The 16,757-nt window shown below is 42.8% G+C and carries 10 protein-coding genes; 8 read left to right on the forward strand and 2 right to left on the reverse strand.

The window, feature by feature from the left end; all coding sequences use genetic code 11:
- Positions 1-12 precede the first annotated feature (12 nt).
- The 7 genes from ACFO6W_RS02235 to ACFO6W_RS02265 all read left to right on the forward strand — a co-directional run bounded on the left by ACFO6W_RS02235 (position 13) and on the right by ACFO6W_RS02265 (position 8,843).
- Positions 13-1,230 carry a bifunctional 3,4-dihydroxy-2-butanone-4-phosphate synthase/GTP cyclohydrolase II gene (locus tag ACFO6W_RS02235; protein WP_379993676.1) on the forward strand — a complete coding sequence of 406 codons (1,218 nt, stop codon included), beginning with the start codon at positions 13-15 and terminating at the stop codon, positions 1,228-1,230.
- 38 nt (positions 1,231-1,268) lie between these two features.
- Positions 1,269-2,462 (forward strand): pyridoxal phosphate-dependent aminotransferase, encoded by a 1,194-nt coding sequence (locus tag ACFO6W_RS02240; RefSeq protein WP_379993677.1) that lies wholly within the window; start codon positions 1,269-1,271, stop codon positions 2,460-2,462.
- Positions 2,463-2,752: 290 nt separating this feature from the next.
- Complete coding sequence (locus ACFO6W_RS02245) at positions 2,753-3,448, forward strand: ABC transporter ATP-binding protein (protein ID WP_379993678.1); 696 nt, start codon at positions 2,753-2,755, stop codon at positions 3,446-3,448.
- 107 nt (positions 3,449-3,555) lie between these two features.
- Positions 3,556-4,815 (forward strand): ABC transporter permease, encoded by a 1,260-nt coding sequence (locus ACFO6W_RS02250; protein ID WP_379993679.1) that lies wholly within the window; start codon positions 3,556-3,558, stop codon positions 4,813-4,815.
- 21 nt (positions 4,816-4,836) lie between these two features.
- Positions 4,837-6,093, forward strand: coding sequence for an ABC transporter permease (locus tag ACFO6W_RS02255; protein ID WP_379993680.1), 1,257 nt, complete (start codon positions 4,837-4,839; stop codon positions 6,091-6,093).
- 287 nt (positions 6,094-6,380) lie between these two features.
- The gene (locus ACFO6W_RS02260; protein WP_379993681.1) at positions 6,381-7,505 is read left to right on the forward strand and encodes an efflux RND transporter periplasmic adaptor subunit; all 1,125 of its coding nucleotides are present in this window, start codon (positions 6,381-6,383) and stop codon (positions 7,503-7,505) included.
- A gap of 9 nt (positions 7,506-7,514) precedes the next feature.
- Complete coding sequence (locus tag ACFO6W_RS02265) at positions 7,515-8,843, forward strand: TolC family protein (protein ID WP_379993682.1); 1,329 nt, start codon at positions 7,515-7,517, stop codon at positions 8,841-8,843.
- A 122-nt stretch (positions 8,844-8,965) separates the two neighbouring features.
- On the opposite strand, the gene ACFO6W_RS02270 is transcribed toward ACFO6W_RS02265, so the two are convergent.
- The gene (locus ACFO6W_RS02270) at positions 8,966-9,871 is read right to left on the reverse strand and encodes a glycosyltransferase family protein (RefSeq protein WP_379993683.1); all 906 of its coding nucleotides are present in this window, start codon (positions 9,869-9,871) and stop codon (positions 8,966-8,968) included.
- Positions 9,872-9,983: 112 nt separating this feature from the next.
- Complete coding sequence (locus ACFO6W_RS02275) at positions 9,984-13,490, reverse strand: bifunctional proline dehydrogenase/L-glutamate gamma-semialdehyde dehydrogenase (RefSeq protein WP_379993684.1); 3,507 nt, start codon at positions 13,488-13,490, stop codon at positions 9,984-9,986.
- A gap of 873 nt (positions 13,491-14,363) precedes the next feature.
- Between ACFO6W_RS02275 and ACFO6W_RS02280 the strand changes: the two genes are divergently transcribed.
- Positions 14,364-15,977: a hypothetical protein gene (locus tag ACFO6W_RS02280; RefSeq protein ID WP_379993685.1), complete on the forward strand. Its 1,614-nt coding sequence runs from the start codon at positions 14,364-14,366 to the stop codon at positions 15,975-15,977.
- Positions 15,978-16,757: the final 780 nt, after the last annotated feature.

The following is a 16,757-nucleotide window of genomic DNA, read 5'->3' on the forward strand; positions in this document are numbered from 1 at the left end:
AAGATATATAATATGGAAAAAATAAAACTGGATACAGTAGAAGAAGCCATAGAAGAAATAAGGAATGGCAACTTCGTTATTGTTGTCGATGATGAAGACCGCGAAAATGAAGGAGACCTCATCATTGCCGCGGAAGCCATCACTCCCGAAAAAGTAAACTTTATGGAGACACATGCCAGAGGGCTGATTTGCGCGCCTATAACAGCAGAGCGATGCGAAGAACTTGATCTGCCAATGATGGTGACCCACAATACTGCGACTCACGCCACGCCTTTTACAGTATCTATAGATTTACTCAAGAATGGTGTAACAACCGGAATTTCGGCCTACGACAGGGCGCAAACGATACTCGCCCTAACCCGGAAAGACACTAAACCCGAAGATTTCGGCCGTCCCGGACACATTTTCCCTCTACGGGCAAAAGACAAAGGGGTACTTAGCCGTGTAGGACATACCGAAGCATCGGTAGACCTTGCCCGCCTTGCCGGATTATATCCCGCAGGAGTTTTAATAGAAATAAAGAAAGAAGATGGCGAGATGGCGCGTTTACCCGAATTACGCGAAATGGCCGACAAATATAACCTGAAACTGATATCGGTAGCCGATCTTATAAAATACAGACTCGAAAGAGAATCACTGATAGAAAAAGGCGCCGAAGTGAATATGCCTACCGAATACGGGCATTTCCATTTGATTCCCTTCAAGCAAAAATCGACAGGGCTGGAACACGTGGCCCTCATAAAAGGAACATGGGAAAAAGATGAGCCTATCCTCGTCAGGGTACATTCCTCCTGTGTAACAGGCGATATATTCGGCTCTATGCGTTGCGAATGCGGAGAACAGCTGCACAAGTCGATGGAAATGATTCAGAAAGAAGGAAAAGGAGTAATCGTATATCTCAATCAGGAAGGACGGGGAATCGGGCTAATGGCTAAAATGGAAGCATACAAACTTCAGGAGGAAGGATACGATACAGTAGATGCAAACCTTCATCTGGGTTATCGTGCCGACGAACGAGATTATGGCGTAGGTGCAGCTATTCTCAGGGAATTAGGCGTTAGTAAAATGCGCTTATTGACTAATAACCCTGTCAAGCGAAAAGGTCTGGAGTCTTTCGGGCTGACTGTAGTAGGCAACGTACCTATCGAAATCACACCCAACAAATATAACGAGTTCTATATGCATACGAAAAAAGAGCGTATGGGACACGATTTACATAATGTAGATTAATCAGAAAAAGGTCAACAACCTAAATATAATAAATAACTATGTCACAAGTATCAGCACGTATAGCGAGCCTTGCAGTTTCAGAGACCCTGGCTATGTCGCAGAAAAGCAATGAGTTGAAAGCTCAGGGCATCAATGTTATCAATCTGAGTGTAGGAGAACCGGATTTCTTCACGCCCGCCCATGTAAAAGAAGCTGCGAAAAAAGCCATCGATGATAACTTCTCTTTCTATACACCCGTGCCCGGCTATCTGTCGCTCCGGCAGGCAATATGCAAAAAACTGGAAACAGAAAACGGGCTTAGCTATAAGCCCGAACAGATTATTTGTTCCAATGGGGCAAAGCAGGATGTTTGTAATGTAGTGCTATGCGTAGTGAATCCGGGTGACGAAGTGATCATTCCCGCTCCATGCTGGGTTAGCTATGTGGAAATGGTAAAACTGGCTGAAGGTAAAAGCGTGGTAATCCGCACAGGCATCGAACAGGATTTTAAGATGACTCCTGCCCAACTGGAAGCAGCTATTACTCCGAAAACAAGGGCTATTATATTATGCTCACCTTCGAACCCTACAGGCAGTATCTATTCCAAAGCCGAACTGGAGGCAATAGCGAATGTATTGGCTAAGCATCCGAATATCATCATCATCGCAGACGAGATATACGAACATATCAACTATCTGGGAAAACATGAGAGCATTGCCCAGTTCGAAAATATAAAAGACCGTGTTGCCATTATCAACGGAGTATCCAAAGCATATGCCATGACAGGCTGGCGCCTGGGATGGGTAGCCGCGCCCCAGTGGCTTGCTTCGGCCTGTAACAAGTTGCAGGGGCAATATACATCAGGAGCCTCATCCATTGCTCAGAAAGCTGCAGAATCGGCTTATCTGGGAGATCAGCAATGTGTGGAAGATATGCGCCAGGCATTCCAACGCCGTCGCGACCTGATTGTAAAGCTGGCTTCTGAAATAGAAGGGTTTAAAGTGAATAAGCCGGAAGGGGCTTTCTACCTGTTCCCCGAATGCAGCTATTACCTGGGCAAGTCGTACAATGGGCGGCAGGTCAATACATCGGCAGACCTGGCGATGTTCCTGCTTGAAGAAGGCCATGTGGCTTGTGTGGGCGGACTTGCATTCGAAGCTCCTGACTATATCCGTTTCTCATACGCTACTTCTGATGAGAATATTGTGGAGGCAATGAGACGGGTGAAAGAGACACTAGCGAAGTTGCAGTAAACATAACATCTACAGATAAAGAACAAAGGCTGGTTCCTTATTGGAAGCCAGCCTTTATTTTTATATTAAGATTCGTTATTCAGAAATAACTCATATAATACACAAAAGCCACATTCTTTTATAAAGTAATATGGCAATGTGAACATAAAAATGTTAAAATTGAAAAAGATTGTAACCTTTTTATTTTTTTTGCGACATATAAGTATAAAAGTTCCGGCTCAAGCGCTAACACTTTATAATAAAATCTATATTTGTGTGTTCATATTTTGCATATCTAACAGTTTACAAGCGTGATAAGAATTAATAATTTGAACAAGACCTACTACAACGGTGCTCCTTTGCACGTTTTGAAGGGAATCAATCTGGAAGTTGAGAAAGGAGAATTAGTGTCTATTATGGGGGCCTCCGGTTCCGGAAAATCCACATTGCTGAATATTCTCGGCATACTCGACAACTATGATACAGGTCAGTATTATCTCGATAATGTATTGATAAATAAACCAAGCGAGACATATGCAGCCGAATTGAGAAACAAGAAAATAGGTTTTATTTTTCAGTCTTTCAATCTTATCTCATTCAAGAATGCAATGGAAAACGTTGCGTTACCTCTTTATTATCAGGGGATGAACCGCAAAAAAAGAAATAAGCTGGCAATGGAATACCTCGACAAGATGGGACTGGCCAGCCATGCCGACCATTTACCGAACGAATTATCAGGAGGTCAGAAACAACGTGTGGCCATAGCCCGCGCCCTCATAGCGCAGCCCCAGGTAATACTGGCCGACGAGCCTACCGGAGCTTTGGATAGTTCAACATCGAGGGATGTGATGCAGTTGTTGAGGGAAATAAATACAAACGATGGTATCACAATGCTTATCGTAACGCACGAACAGGCTGTAGCCAATGCCACCGACCGCGTAATACATATAAAAGACGGTATAATAGGCTCGATAGAAACAAATGAGAACCCTGTAATAGAGATGTAAGGGTGCAAACCTCTTTTTATTATCCGAAAAGTAAAACAACAGGAACAGATAAAATTTGTTGAATTATATATTCAAATTCCGTCCGTTCCTTAAATAACACCTTGTCTATGTTTGATTTTGACTCGCTACGGGAAATACTCTCAACTATCAGCAAAAATAAGCTGCGGACTGCGCTTACAGGCTTTGCTGTGGCTTGGGGAATATTTATGTTGATAGTCTTGTTAGGAACCGGAAATGGTCTGAAGAACGGAGTAACTTCAAACTTTTCCCGTAGAGCACAGAATTCAGTCACTTTATGGCCGGGATGGACTTCAATGCCATATAAGGGATTTCCCACCAACAGAGAAATCAAATTTGACGGACGTGATTATGACCTGATAAAAAATAAGATCCCGGAAGTACAATATGTTTCAGCACGGATAAGTAAGACGGTCAACCTGTCTTATCTCCAGGAATATGGCTCATGGTCGCTTGACGGGGTTTCCCAGGATGCAGCATATATAAACAATATCAAGGTAAGAAGCGGGGAAGGTCGTTTTCTGAATAAAATTGATGTGGATAATCGCAGAAAAGTAATAGTTATCAGTCAGGAAATAAAAAAGATATTATTTAAAGATCAGGACCCTTTAGGAAAATATGTAATAGCTGATAACAATATGGCATATCAGGTGATAGGGATTTATGACGACGAAAATGAATTCCGTAACAATCCTCCGGCTTACATACCCTTCACAACTGCCCAGATGCTTTACAGTAAAGGTTTTGGATTCCGGCAAATCGATTTCACCATAGTCGGGTTAAATACATTGAAACAGAATCAGGATTTCACAGAAAGATTGCGTCAGAAACTGGGTAAATTGCACGAGTTCGATCCCGCCGACAGGTCTGCCCTCTATATCCGTAATACCGCTGAAGACATGATTGAAGCAAACATGATTTTTTCAGGCATCAACATATTTCTATGGATAATAGGCGGCGCTTCCCTCATGGCAGGGATAGTAGGAGTAGGCAATATAATGTTGATCACAGTAAAAGAACGTACCAGGGAAATAGGGATACGAAAGGCAATAGGCGCAAAATCAGGTTCAATATTGAGACTGATCATATTGGAATCCATCCTTATAACTACCATCGCCGGCTATATAGGAATGATCGGGGGAATAGCCATAAATGAATTCGGGCTGATGACCGATCTGATATTTAGCATGCCTACCGACGGGCCTCCGATATTCAAAGATCCCTCGGTCGATTTATCAACTATCCTTAAAGCAACCATAGTCATGATAATAGCCGGTGTCGTATCGGGATTTATGCCTGCGCTGAAAGCGACAAAGATAAGTCCGATAGAAGCCATGCGGGCAGAATAAAAAAAATAAAATTAGCGCAATATGTTTGATTTAGATAACTGGCAGGAGATATGGATTACCATCAAGCGAAACAAGCTACGGAGTTTTCTTACGGGCTTTGGGGTATTCTGGGGGCTTTTCATGCTTATTCTGCTCATCGGACTGGGAGGTTCTTTGCAGGGAGGAATATATAAAAACTTTGAGGCTTTTGCCTCCAATTCCTGCTTCTTCTGGACACAACGTACAAGCGAACCTTATGATGGGTTCCGGAAAGGGCGTCAGTGGACGATGAAGACAAAAGATGTGCAAGCAATAAAAGATAAAGCCAAATCGGTGGAATATGTATCTCCGGTACTGTTTATTGGCGGTGGCGACAAAAATGTAGTTAACGGGAATAAATCGGGAAGCTATGGTGTCAGAGGCATATATACGGAACACTTTAAGATAGAGGGCCAGCACGTTCTGCAAGGACGCCTGTTTAATGAGATAGATGTAGATAAGAGCCGCAAGGTCTGTATTATCGGCCGGGAGGTTTATGAAACATTATTTGCCAAAAGCGAAGATCCTATAGGAAAGTATATCAGGGTAAATGGCATTTATTTTCAAGTGATAGGGGTCATCCGGCCAAAATCGAAAATATCCATTGGAGGAGATGTGGAATCATCGGTATTTTTACCATTCTCTACTACCCAGAGGGCTTTCAATCAGGGACAGGATATTTATTTCATGGCATGCACCGCCAAGCCCGGCTATCCGGCATCAGTTGTAGAACAAGAGGTAAAAAGTATATTGAAGGCCGCACACAGCATATCTCCCTCAGACGAAAAGGCAATAGGCAGTTTCAATATAGAGAAAGAGTTCCAGATATTCAATAATCTGTTCAGCGGAATTGATATATTGATTTGGTTTGTTGGAATAGGGGCCCTGATGTCCGGTATCATAGGGATAAGTAATATCATGCTGGTCACCGTACGGGAACGTACCCGGGAAATCGGTGTACGCAGGGCGATAGGGGCCAAACCGCTTTCCGTTATGTTGCAAATAATGAGTGAGAGCTTCGTATTGACAGCAATCGCGGGATTTTCGGGATTTTTCTTTGGCGTGCTTATTTTAAGTATGATAAGTCAGGGGATGAGTAGTATGGCTAACGAAGATATGATTTTCTTACCTCCGTTAGTCTCCTTTGGAACAGCAATGGCTGCTATGGGAATACTCATCGCATCGGGAATTTTTGCAGGCCTGATGCCTGCTATGCGGGCTCTTAGTGTAAAAGCTATAGACGCTATCAGGGACGAATAAATTTATCTATATATAAATTGCCGGCCCATAGCCGCAACATACAAGACTCTGTAGAGTCAGAGACTGTAAAATAAAAAATGTGGCACACCAAAAAGTATGGGAAAGTTGTAACCTTTGTTACTTTTTAACAGTTACAAGTTACAAGTTACTGCGCCCTGCGGGCAGTTACGAGTTACAAGTTAGTTCACTGTTCACTGATAACTGTTAACTGATATATCTGTTACCTTTGTTACTTTTTGGATGATGATCGATAATATAACAGAAAAAAAATTGTAAATATATATTATATGAAAAAGGTTCTCAGAATAGCACTGTTTGTGATTATAGGATTAGTGGTCCTTGGCACATTCTTTTTCCTTTGGAAAAAATCGCAGCCGAAAGAAGTCAGATACGAAATCGCTACCGTTGAAGAAGGAAATGTGGAAAATACTTCAGTAGCCACAGGTAAGGTATCGCCCCGTGACGAAATCCTTATTAAACCGCAGATATCCGGTATTATATCGGAGGTTCTTAAAGAAGCAGGTGACTTTGTAAAACAGGGGGATATTATTGCCACCGTAAAGGTTATTCCGGAAGTTGCCCAGTTGAACTCAGCCGAATCACGCGTGAATGTAGCACAGATAAACCTTACACAGGTAAAAGCCGAACATGAACGCCAGAAAGACCTGTTTGCAAAAGGTGTGATAGCCAAGGAAGAAATGGACAAATCGGATGCCGATTACAAAAAAGCCGTCGAAGAACTGGAAAATTCGAAAGACAACCTCGATATTGTAAAAACAGGTATCTCTAAAAAAACGGCACAATATAGCAACACACAAATCCGTTCTACCATCACAGGTATGATACTGGATGTTCCTGTAAAAGCCGGAAACTCGGTAATACAGGCCAATACATTCAACGACGGTACTACCATCGCTACAGTAGCAAATATGAATGACATGATATTCATCGGAAAAATAGATGAAACTGAAGTAGGCCGGGTACATACAGGCATGCCGATCAAATTGTCGGTAGGTGCTATCGAAGCTCAGAAATTCGACGCTATATTAGAGTATATCGCGCCTAAAGGAGTAGAGGAAAACGGAGCTATCCTGTTTGAAATAAAGGCCGCAGCCCGCATTCCCGATACAGTGATGGTGAGAGCAGGATATAGCGCCAATGCTGAGATTGTACTGGCTAAGGTTGAAAAGGTATTGACAATACCCGAAAGTACGATCACATTCAGCAACGACTCTTCTTTCGTTTATATACTGACCGATACTACCAACCACAAGCAGGTATTTGACAAAAAGCTGGTAAAAGTAGGATTGTCGGACGGAATAAAAGTAGAAGTAAAAGAAGGGCTCAGTAAAGGACAGAAAATCAGAGGAAACGAAGTTTCGGACAAGCCTAAAGAAGCACCTAAAAATTAACAGACTCATATGAAAAAGTACATAATATCATGTGGTTTATTACTTGTTTGCCTATGTTCCCAAGCACAGAGCAAATGGACACTGAGACAATGTGTCGATTATGCTGTCCGGAATAACATAGAACTGAAACAGCAATCGCTGGAAGTAAAAAACTCGGAAATAGACCTGAGTACCAGCAAGAACAGTCGTTTACCCGACCTGAATGCCAGTATGGGACAAAGCTTCAACTTCGGGCGGTCTACTTTGGGTACGAACGTTTCTGAAGCGGTAAACTCATCCCGTTCTTCATTCGGTATATCTACCTCTGTTCCCATATTCACTGGTTTCAGGATTCCTAACCAGATAAAGGCCGATGAACTGACTTTGCAGGCTGCTATGGAAGGTTTGAAAAAAGCCCAGGAGAATCTGGAATTACAGGTGGTTTCCCTATACCTCGATGTATTGTTCAAAAAAGAAATCCTCAAGGCATATCAGGAGCAGGCAGGATTGAGCAAACAGCAGGTAGAGCGTACCAATATGCTGGTTGAATCAGGCAAGGTACCAACATCGCAATTATATGATATAAAGGCCCAACTGGCAAAAGACGAATCAAATGTAACAATGGCCGACAACGATCTGGCCCTATCGCTGCTGAATTTGTCTCAGGCTCTGAATCTCGCATCAAATGAGGCTTTCGATATTGAAGAACCGAAAATAGATAATATAGTGGACAACAATTTGGGTAGTGTACTGCCGCCCAATCAGGTCTATCAGATGGCGTTAGGGATTAAACCGCATATAAAAGAAGCTGAATACAAACTTGAGAGCAGCAAAAAGACCCTGAAAGTAGCTCAGTCAGGTTACTGGCCTACCCTTAACTTCAGCGCAGGTTACAGCACTTCATATCAGAATGTATCGGGGCAAAACAATGTGAGTTTTAGTAAACAGATCCGAGATTTCGGCTCCGAATATTTGAGTTTTAGCTTAAGTATTCCTATCTTTAACCGTTTCGAAACAAGGAACAAAGTGCGAAGTGCACGCCTAAGCATCGAGAACCAGAATTTAGCGCTTGACAATGTGAAACTTGCATTATATAAAGAGATTCAACAGGCATACCAGAGTGCTATTTCTTCGCAGGCTAAGTATAATTCGGCGAGCAAAGCTTATGAAGCTGCTGATGAGTCATTCAAATATGCCCGGGAACGTTACGACATTGGTAAATCGACTGTATTTGAATTTAATGAAGCTCAGACAAAATTGCTGACCAGCAAATCGGAACGTATACAAGCGAAATACGATTTTATATTCAGAGCAAAGATTCTGGATTTCTATCAAGGCAAAGAAATCGATATAGAATAAAGATATAGTAGTTTAGTGAAGCGCCTTCCATAATGATTAAAGCCCTGTGATATGTAAAATCACAGGGCTTTTTTATTATACCGGCTTATAGTATCGATGAAGAAGGCTTTCCCTTTTTCAGATTATCCGAAGAGCTTTTCCGGATAAATCCTCTCATCTACCAGCTCCTGTATGCGTAAGGCTACTTCGGGCCGGTCGGTAGCATATGTGATGCCAAACCATACAGATGGTGTATTTATCAGCTTCACCTTCACTTCTTTCTTTTCTACCAAATCATTAACCATCGTAGGAATCAGAAATTCCGCCTTGAGGTTGTTGTGGTTTTCTTTCAGGAAGTTCTCAAAACTTTTTTCCGACAAGTCAAAATAGTCGGGTGTGAAACCCCACATATTCATCGATACAGGAGTTGTATCAGTCAGTTTTTTCCACGTACCATCTTCATCTTTGTAGCAAGGAACACCATCGATGCGTTCTATCTGCGTCCGTTCCACGACCTTGGTCAGATAGTTTTCATCATCGAGCTGGCATATGCCACGCGCTACTGTTCCGCTTTCGGAAAGGGTATTACCCAAGAGATAGCCTATCATACAGTAATTATGCGTCTTATCCGCCATCGTCTTAAGCATACCTGCCAAAATCTGGAAACTGGCACGACCATAGAAATCATCTGCATTAATGATACCAAAAGGTTCATGAATAACATCTTTTCCCATCAGCAAGGCATGGTTTGTCCCCCACGGCTTTTCTCTTTCGGGATTCGGCACAAACCCTGCAGGTATATAGTCTAACTCCTGAAAAACAACCTCTACAGATATTTTGTCCTCATATTTTGATATCACTTTTTCTCTGAACTCTTTCTCGAAAGAGTGCCTGATAACGAATACTATTTTACCAAAACCTGCCTGTATAGCATCATACACAGAATAATCCATGATGGTCTCCCCATTAGGGCCAAGTCCGTCAAGCTGTTTGAGGCCTCCGTAGCGGCTACCCATTCCGGCCGCCAAAATGAACAATGTAGGTTTCATATTGTATAATTTTAGTGAGTATACCGGAATTCCGGCCTGCCAGAGTTCATTTCCTGCAAACCAGAATTCCCGATTAACTACAAATATAGCTAAATTTTATCAAATCCGTTTATTATCTATCTTCTCCAAATATACTTCCATAGCGGTGGTACTCGTAGGCGATACTTTGTTCTTTGAGATAATGAAGCATTTCGAGACGTCCTTCCACAAGCGGCTTGTTATTTGCGATATGTTTGCCAAGTTTCGCAGCTTTCAGATATATAGCATCGGACGCAGCCGGAGAACAGATGCGGATACGTTCATAGTTATCCATCTCTTCCACAAACCTGTCTTCGTCCTGCATTTTGATAACGATTCCCAATAAAGTCAGAGCTGCTTTCTCAATAGCCTGCAATTTACTGTCCGAGCCCGAAATACTGACTGTAAGAGGAGTTTTAGCAGTGGTCACAGCCGAAAGGATCAGCAAAATATCGCACAGGTTATCATTCTCCTGAACACGCAGGCCTATGCTCTTCAGCGGCAGGTAACGGAATATGTTTTCCTCTCCGTAAATATGATTTACATCTCTCTCTAAAGAAAATTCCGTCCCCCAGGCATTTTTGTAGCTTTCCACGGCATAGTTCAAGCGGTTTTTATCTTTATCGGCATCTACCAGATCGCTCAACTGTGATCTGACGGAGGTCGCAGGAACTTCATTTTCAGCAAACTCTACAAAACAGGAAACATAATTAGGCCCTCCAGCTTTGATACCACCGCCAAACGCAGAACGTTTCATTCCGCCAAACGGCTGGCGGTTGACGATTGCGCCCGTAATTCCCCTGTTTATATACAGATTACCGGCTTCGATACTGTTCTTCCACAACAACTGCTCTTCTTCATCCAGACTTTGCAATCCTGCCGTAAGCCCGTATTCAGACGAATTGGCAAATTCGATTCCCTGCTCCAAATCATCTATACAGACAACAGACAGGAGTGGAGCGAACAATTCGTTCCTGAATGTAAAGCTCGCCGGCTTCACACCCCATTTTACAGTAGGTTTGAGTATATACTTCTTCTCATCGAGAAATTCCGGTGCCACAAGCCATGATTCTCCTTCTTCAAGGTTTTCTATTGCATGCAGGAGTTTATCGTTGTCGTTGGTTATCATCGGCCCCACCATATTCATTGTGTCCCATACGCTGCCTGTACGCATACTGGTTACCGCATCTTTCAACTTCGATTTGAAATTTTCATCATTATAGGTCTTCTTATCAAGCAATAAGAGCGAACATGCCGAACATTTTTGCCCCGCATTACTAAATGCTGAAGAGACTATGTTCAGGATAGCGTGATCCTGATCGCCGTTACCTGTAAGTATGATAGGGTTCTTTCCTCCTGTTTCCGCCGAAAGCGGTGTCTTCGGGCTGTTTTCCAACAAGCGGAATGCGGTATCTGTCCCCCCTGTAAGTATCACATGCTTAATAGATGGATGCGCTGTCAGATAGTTCAAAGACGAACGGTCGGCACTACATACCACCTGCAATGTCTCTTTTGGCACACCTGCATCCCAGAAACACTTAGCAAATTCCCAGGCGACAGGCAGGGCGACAGTCGCGGGTTTCAGTATCACGGTATTGCCCCCTGCCAATGCAGCAGCTACTCCCCCGACAGGGATAGCCAAAGGGAAATTCCAAGGTGGGATAACAAGGATTATACCTTTAGGTGTATTCTCTACTGTTTTCAGTTCATCGAAATGCTTCATTGTAATGGGATAGAAGCGACAGAAATCGATAGCCTCCGACACTTCCACATCCCCTTCCATAAAGGTCTTACCCGTAATGGCAGACATACAGCCTATAAGGTCGCCACGTCTGGCGCTCAGGTTGTCGGCTACCTGATGGAGTATCTCGTTGCGTTTATTTATATCTGTCTTTCTCCACTGCGGCTTATCTTCTCCGGCAATGGCGATTATTTCCTTTATCTGCTCCAATGAGGAAAGGTTGGCTTCACAGAAGCAGACCTCATCATTTCGACTGCGGTCATAATATTTTTTCTTATGCCCGGTTATCTCTTCCCTATCTCCTATTTGCACAGGCACAATGAAGTTCTTGTCATTTACCAACGTGCCCCATTTGCGTAGCGATTCCAAGGCCCATTCACGATTCTCATGCAGGTCGAGATCGGTATCGGGCTCATTACGGAATACATTAATATCTTTTACCGGAACTGGCTTTTCTTTCCTGTTTTGTGAACGGAACGATTTTGGTTGTACACTGTCTTTCAGTTTATATGCTTCTGCAAACTGGTTGGCAAGGAAATTCCATTGCGGACTGCCCAGTTTCAGATTGAACGAATAGCTAAGGAAATTATCTTTTCCCGTATTTTCATCCAACCGGCGTACCAGATAAGACACAGCATTCAGGAAATGTTCCTTTTTCACAACGGGTGTATATAGTATGATCTGTTTTCCAAAATTACGCATCACACGCGGCAGGTTATTTGCCATACCTTCCAGCATTTCGAAGGTCACATATTCGGATGTTCCATACTTTTCACTCAGCAAATAAGCGTAGGCAATACTGAAAAAGTTGTGGGAAGCTACGCCCACATGCATCGCTTCGGCATTTTCGGGTTGTAAAGCAACATCGAGTATGTGCATATAATTTGCATCTACATCTACTTTGGTAGGTAATACAGGGTTTGTCCATCCTTTCAACGATGAAATAATGCTTTCCATTTGCAGGTTCGCACCTTTCACCAGACGCATTTTCAGCGGTGCGCCTCCTTCGGCATAACGTTTCCTGGCAAATTTCAACAAGCGTTCCTGAAACAGTCCCGCATCAGGAAGATAAGCCTGTACAACAATGCCCGCATTGTAATTTTTGAACTGCGGCATGCCCAATACTTCTTCGAATACATCGAGTGTGAGCTCGGTATCTTTATATTCTTCCATATCCAGATTCACGAACTTCGGTTTGGTAACCCCGTCCTGATCTGTATACGGATAATCTATTGCCTGCTGATATATTGTGGCTACCAGTTTACAGAGTTCTTTTTTATTCTGTTCGTAGCTTAAAGGATGTATTTGCGCGTAAATACCTGACAGCTTAATGGAAATATAATTGATATCGGGTTCTTTCAGTGCTTCCAGATAATGCAGGTAACGGTGATTGGCTTCCCCATCTCCAAGCACAACTTCACCCAGCAGATTCACATTCTGCCCTATCTTACTTTTCCATCTGCCGGACAGGTGACCGGTAAGAGCGGGGCGTTCTTCCGAAATGATTATCTTATCAGTTTCTTTACGCAGCCTTTCTTTAAACAGGGGAATAGAAATACCATCGAACAGATAGCCTATGCTTGTAAACAACCTTAGCTGAAAACGGTCGAACGGACTAAAAAAATCAGGCACACCGTATTCTTCGATCAAGAGCTTCATCCGCTTCGCCAGCTTCTTATTATCCCTTACCTGAGAAGACTCGTCCAACATTTTAGACAACAATGTTTTATTAGCAGGAGTCTGTATAAGCGAAGCATATTTTTTCTGCTCTTTTACTTCCTGCGGAGTTAACTCTTTTTCTGCTTTGTCGAGAAATTGTTTTGCCCATTCGAGGACTTCTGTAGATGTGATTTTTTCCATTAGCGCATTAAGTATTAACTGTATTATTTTTTTGTTCTAAGTTAAAATAAAAGTGTGAGAATAAAGTTGTTTTGAGATAAAAAAATAACAGGGGGGCGTTAATGCCTGCACCATTAACTTCATGAAGGAGGTATCCGTCGGATAAAAAGTATTAAATTATTTGATATATCAATGATACCGGTTACCACAAATAAAATTAATATTTTTTAACTTATTTATTGGGGACTATTATTTATTTTTGCAGCAACAAACCAAACAATACAATTCTATTTTAATGAGTTTTTCTTTCATAAAATATACATCTACTTGCTTCAATTTTCCAACTGAATATTTGGAAGTTAGTTATATTTTATTAGAGAGAGAGAGAGAGAGAGAGAGAGAGAGAGAGAGAGAGAGAGAGAGAGAGAGAGAGAGAGAGAGAGAGAGAGAGAGAGAGAGAGACACACACACACACTAGCCATACCTTTCACATTTCTTATTTTGAGTAATGTCAGGGTTGTATATGCCTATATCAGCCACATTATTATCCTTGCGAGTGTATGCGTGCGCGATATATTATTTTCCGAAGTCAAAAACAAATATAAGATCCGTTTCTTTACGGACGGAAGAATTCTCATACCCCGCCATATTCTTTTTCAATCCAGCATACACATCCATCCATTCTCTGCAAAAGTTTTGATACCCTGTGAAAAGAGTGTCTCTTCATTGTCTTTACTCCTTTTTCCTTGGCCATCGCCTGGGAAAGTACCGGATAAGAATATGGGATATTGACGCTTTTACAGGAAAACGGTTATAACAGAAAGACAAAACTAATAAATATCACAGCAGACAAATTGAGAAGCCTATTTTCATAAACTAAAAAACAAAACCAGGATGAAACAAGCAAACTACAAACAAAAACACCGAAAAGGCGTAATATTTAAGATATTATCGCTGCTGGTGGCAATATTAGCTATGAGCCCTGCAATACATGCACAGGTGACCATCGGATCAAATACCGAACCGAACAACGGGGCGATGCTCGACGTCAAAAACAATGATAATACCGTAAATGCCAATGGAGGAATTAATTTTCCACGGGTGCTCATCTCCGATTTTACCCCAACCACAGATAACGATTTTGCAGCCTCGATAGGAGCTACAGACAGTTGGGACAGGCAGAAACACATAGGCCTTGTAGTCTACAATACCGGAACCCCTGCAGGTTTGCATATCTGGAACGGGACACAATGGACAGCGGTCGGTGGTGGTAGCGGAGCTTCCCCATGGAATATCTCCGGAACCTCGAATGCAGCCACATCAAATACCGATAATATTTACCAGATGGGAAGTGTATCTGTCGGAATAAGCGGGGCTGCCGATCCTACAGCAGCTTTAAATGTAGTTTCAACGAATAAAGGAGTATTACTTCCAAGAGTAGAGTTAACAAGCTCTACCGACAATGTAACTATACCCAATCCTACTACCGGCTTACTGGTATATAATACAGGAGCCAACACGAGTTTCACCACCGTAGGCTATATGTTCTGGGACGGTTCACAATGGAGGCTCTTTGCCAATGCTTCTTCAGAGGCTGGATCTGCCACCTTGAATTGCGCGGGAGCACAAATGAGCCCGGGTCAGCAGATTGTGGATGCAACTGCTATCATAGCAGGAACCGTGTTGCAAGTACCATATACGGGCGGTAACGGCGGTAGCTTTAACGGCGCCACGCTCGTTTCCACCGGCAACCCGGGTGTAACCGCTACCATCGCAGGCAGCATGTTGTCGGTAGGCAACGGTGTGCTTAACTTCTCGCTATCAGGCACACCTACGCTAGACCAGCAGGCGCCTAACGGTATTACCTTCGATCTTACACCTTTTCTGAATGCTAATACCGACATCTCCGGCTGCAATCAGGTAACCGTAGGTAACACGCTGACCGCCTCGATAGAAGAAACCGCAGTGATGGGCAATTTTATGCTCGTTACGGATAATACGGGAAATGACACGGGCACACGATATTATGCCTTGCAATGTAACTCACCCGACGGCAAGTTTTCGATAAGGGCCGAAGTACCTGTCACTCAAACCTCCGTGAGATCCGGCAACCAGTATCTTAATGTACAAGTGAGAAATAATCAGAGCTCCGCCGTACCTGTGATATGGAACTTCAATACAGACTATGGCGGCTCTCTTAGCACTATGGGGGTTTTAACTATACCATCTCAGAGATGGGGTGGCGACCAGGATAGCGGCAATAGTTGGACTAATGCCACGGGAAGCAACACCAGCAATGGAGCCTATTGGGGACAAGTAGGTATTTACGATGGTGAAAATAATGGACCTGAATACCGACGTTATACATGGATTCCGATAGGAGCAAATAATAAAGTATGCTATGAGGCTACCATTATGGTGGCGCTGGATACAACTACCCCGGCGACAGCAGTACATCCGACATTGATAAAATGCTATATTAAATTTAGTCAGGTAACAGCGCAATAGCACCGTTGAGATAATACAGATATAATGAATATAAGCTAATATGGAAATAAAATAGCTTTGTTTAAATCCCTTTATATATACTCCAAAACAAACGGGGGACGTTGAGAAACGTCCCTTATCTGCAATATGAATCAAATACCCCGGCCGGCGCAGGCCAGCAGATTTTTCTTTCTGAAAAAATCAAAGATTAAACGTGATTGTTCAATCTTTGGAAAATAATTTATCTATAGAATAAGAGCCGATAGCCTTTAGCTGTTGGCTGATAGCTCTTTGATGTATTGATTAAAGCAGTTACGAGTTACTTCGCCCTAGGGCAGTTACGAGTTACAAGTAAACGAGATGCAAATAAACAAGATACGAGATACAAGTTGTTAACTGATGACTGTTTACTGTTCACTGAAACAAGTGTTACCTTTGTTACCTTGCCCGCTCGCGCAGACGTCCCGTCTGTGTGTTGCGTAGCAAACATTTTTGCACCGTCAACAAGACACGGACTGGAAGTCCGCGCCAGCAGGACCCTCAATCCCCCAAGGGCAGGGCTGTTAAGTTCTCGACTTTGTTCTGTTATTTTCTGCTGTCATTGGCTCCGCTTCGCTCTGCCGAACGTTGTTTCTGAGTGGAACGAAGGTCTCGACCCTGAGAAACGAGATGTTTCACTCCGTTCAACATGACACAGAGGGTATAAAAAATTAGAACTTAACAGCCCTGCCCAAAGAGGACTTATATTACCCCCCAAACGATTTATATATATTAGATAGTAAGAGAGGACAGGCGCAAACG

The organism is Dysgonomonas termitidis (assembly GCF_042654545.1).
GTDB lineage: Bacteria > Bacteroidota > Bacteroidia > Bacteroidales > Dysgonomonadaceae > Dysgonomonas > Dysgonomonas termitidis.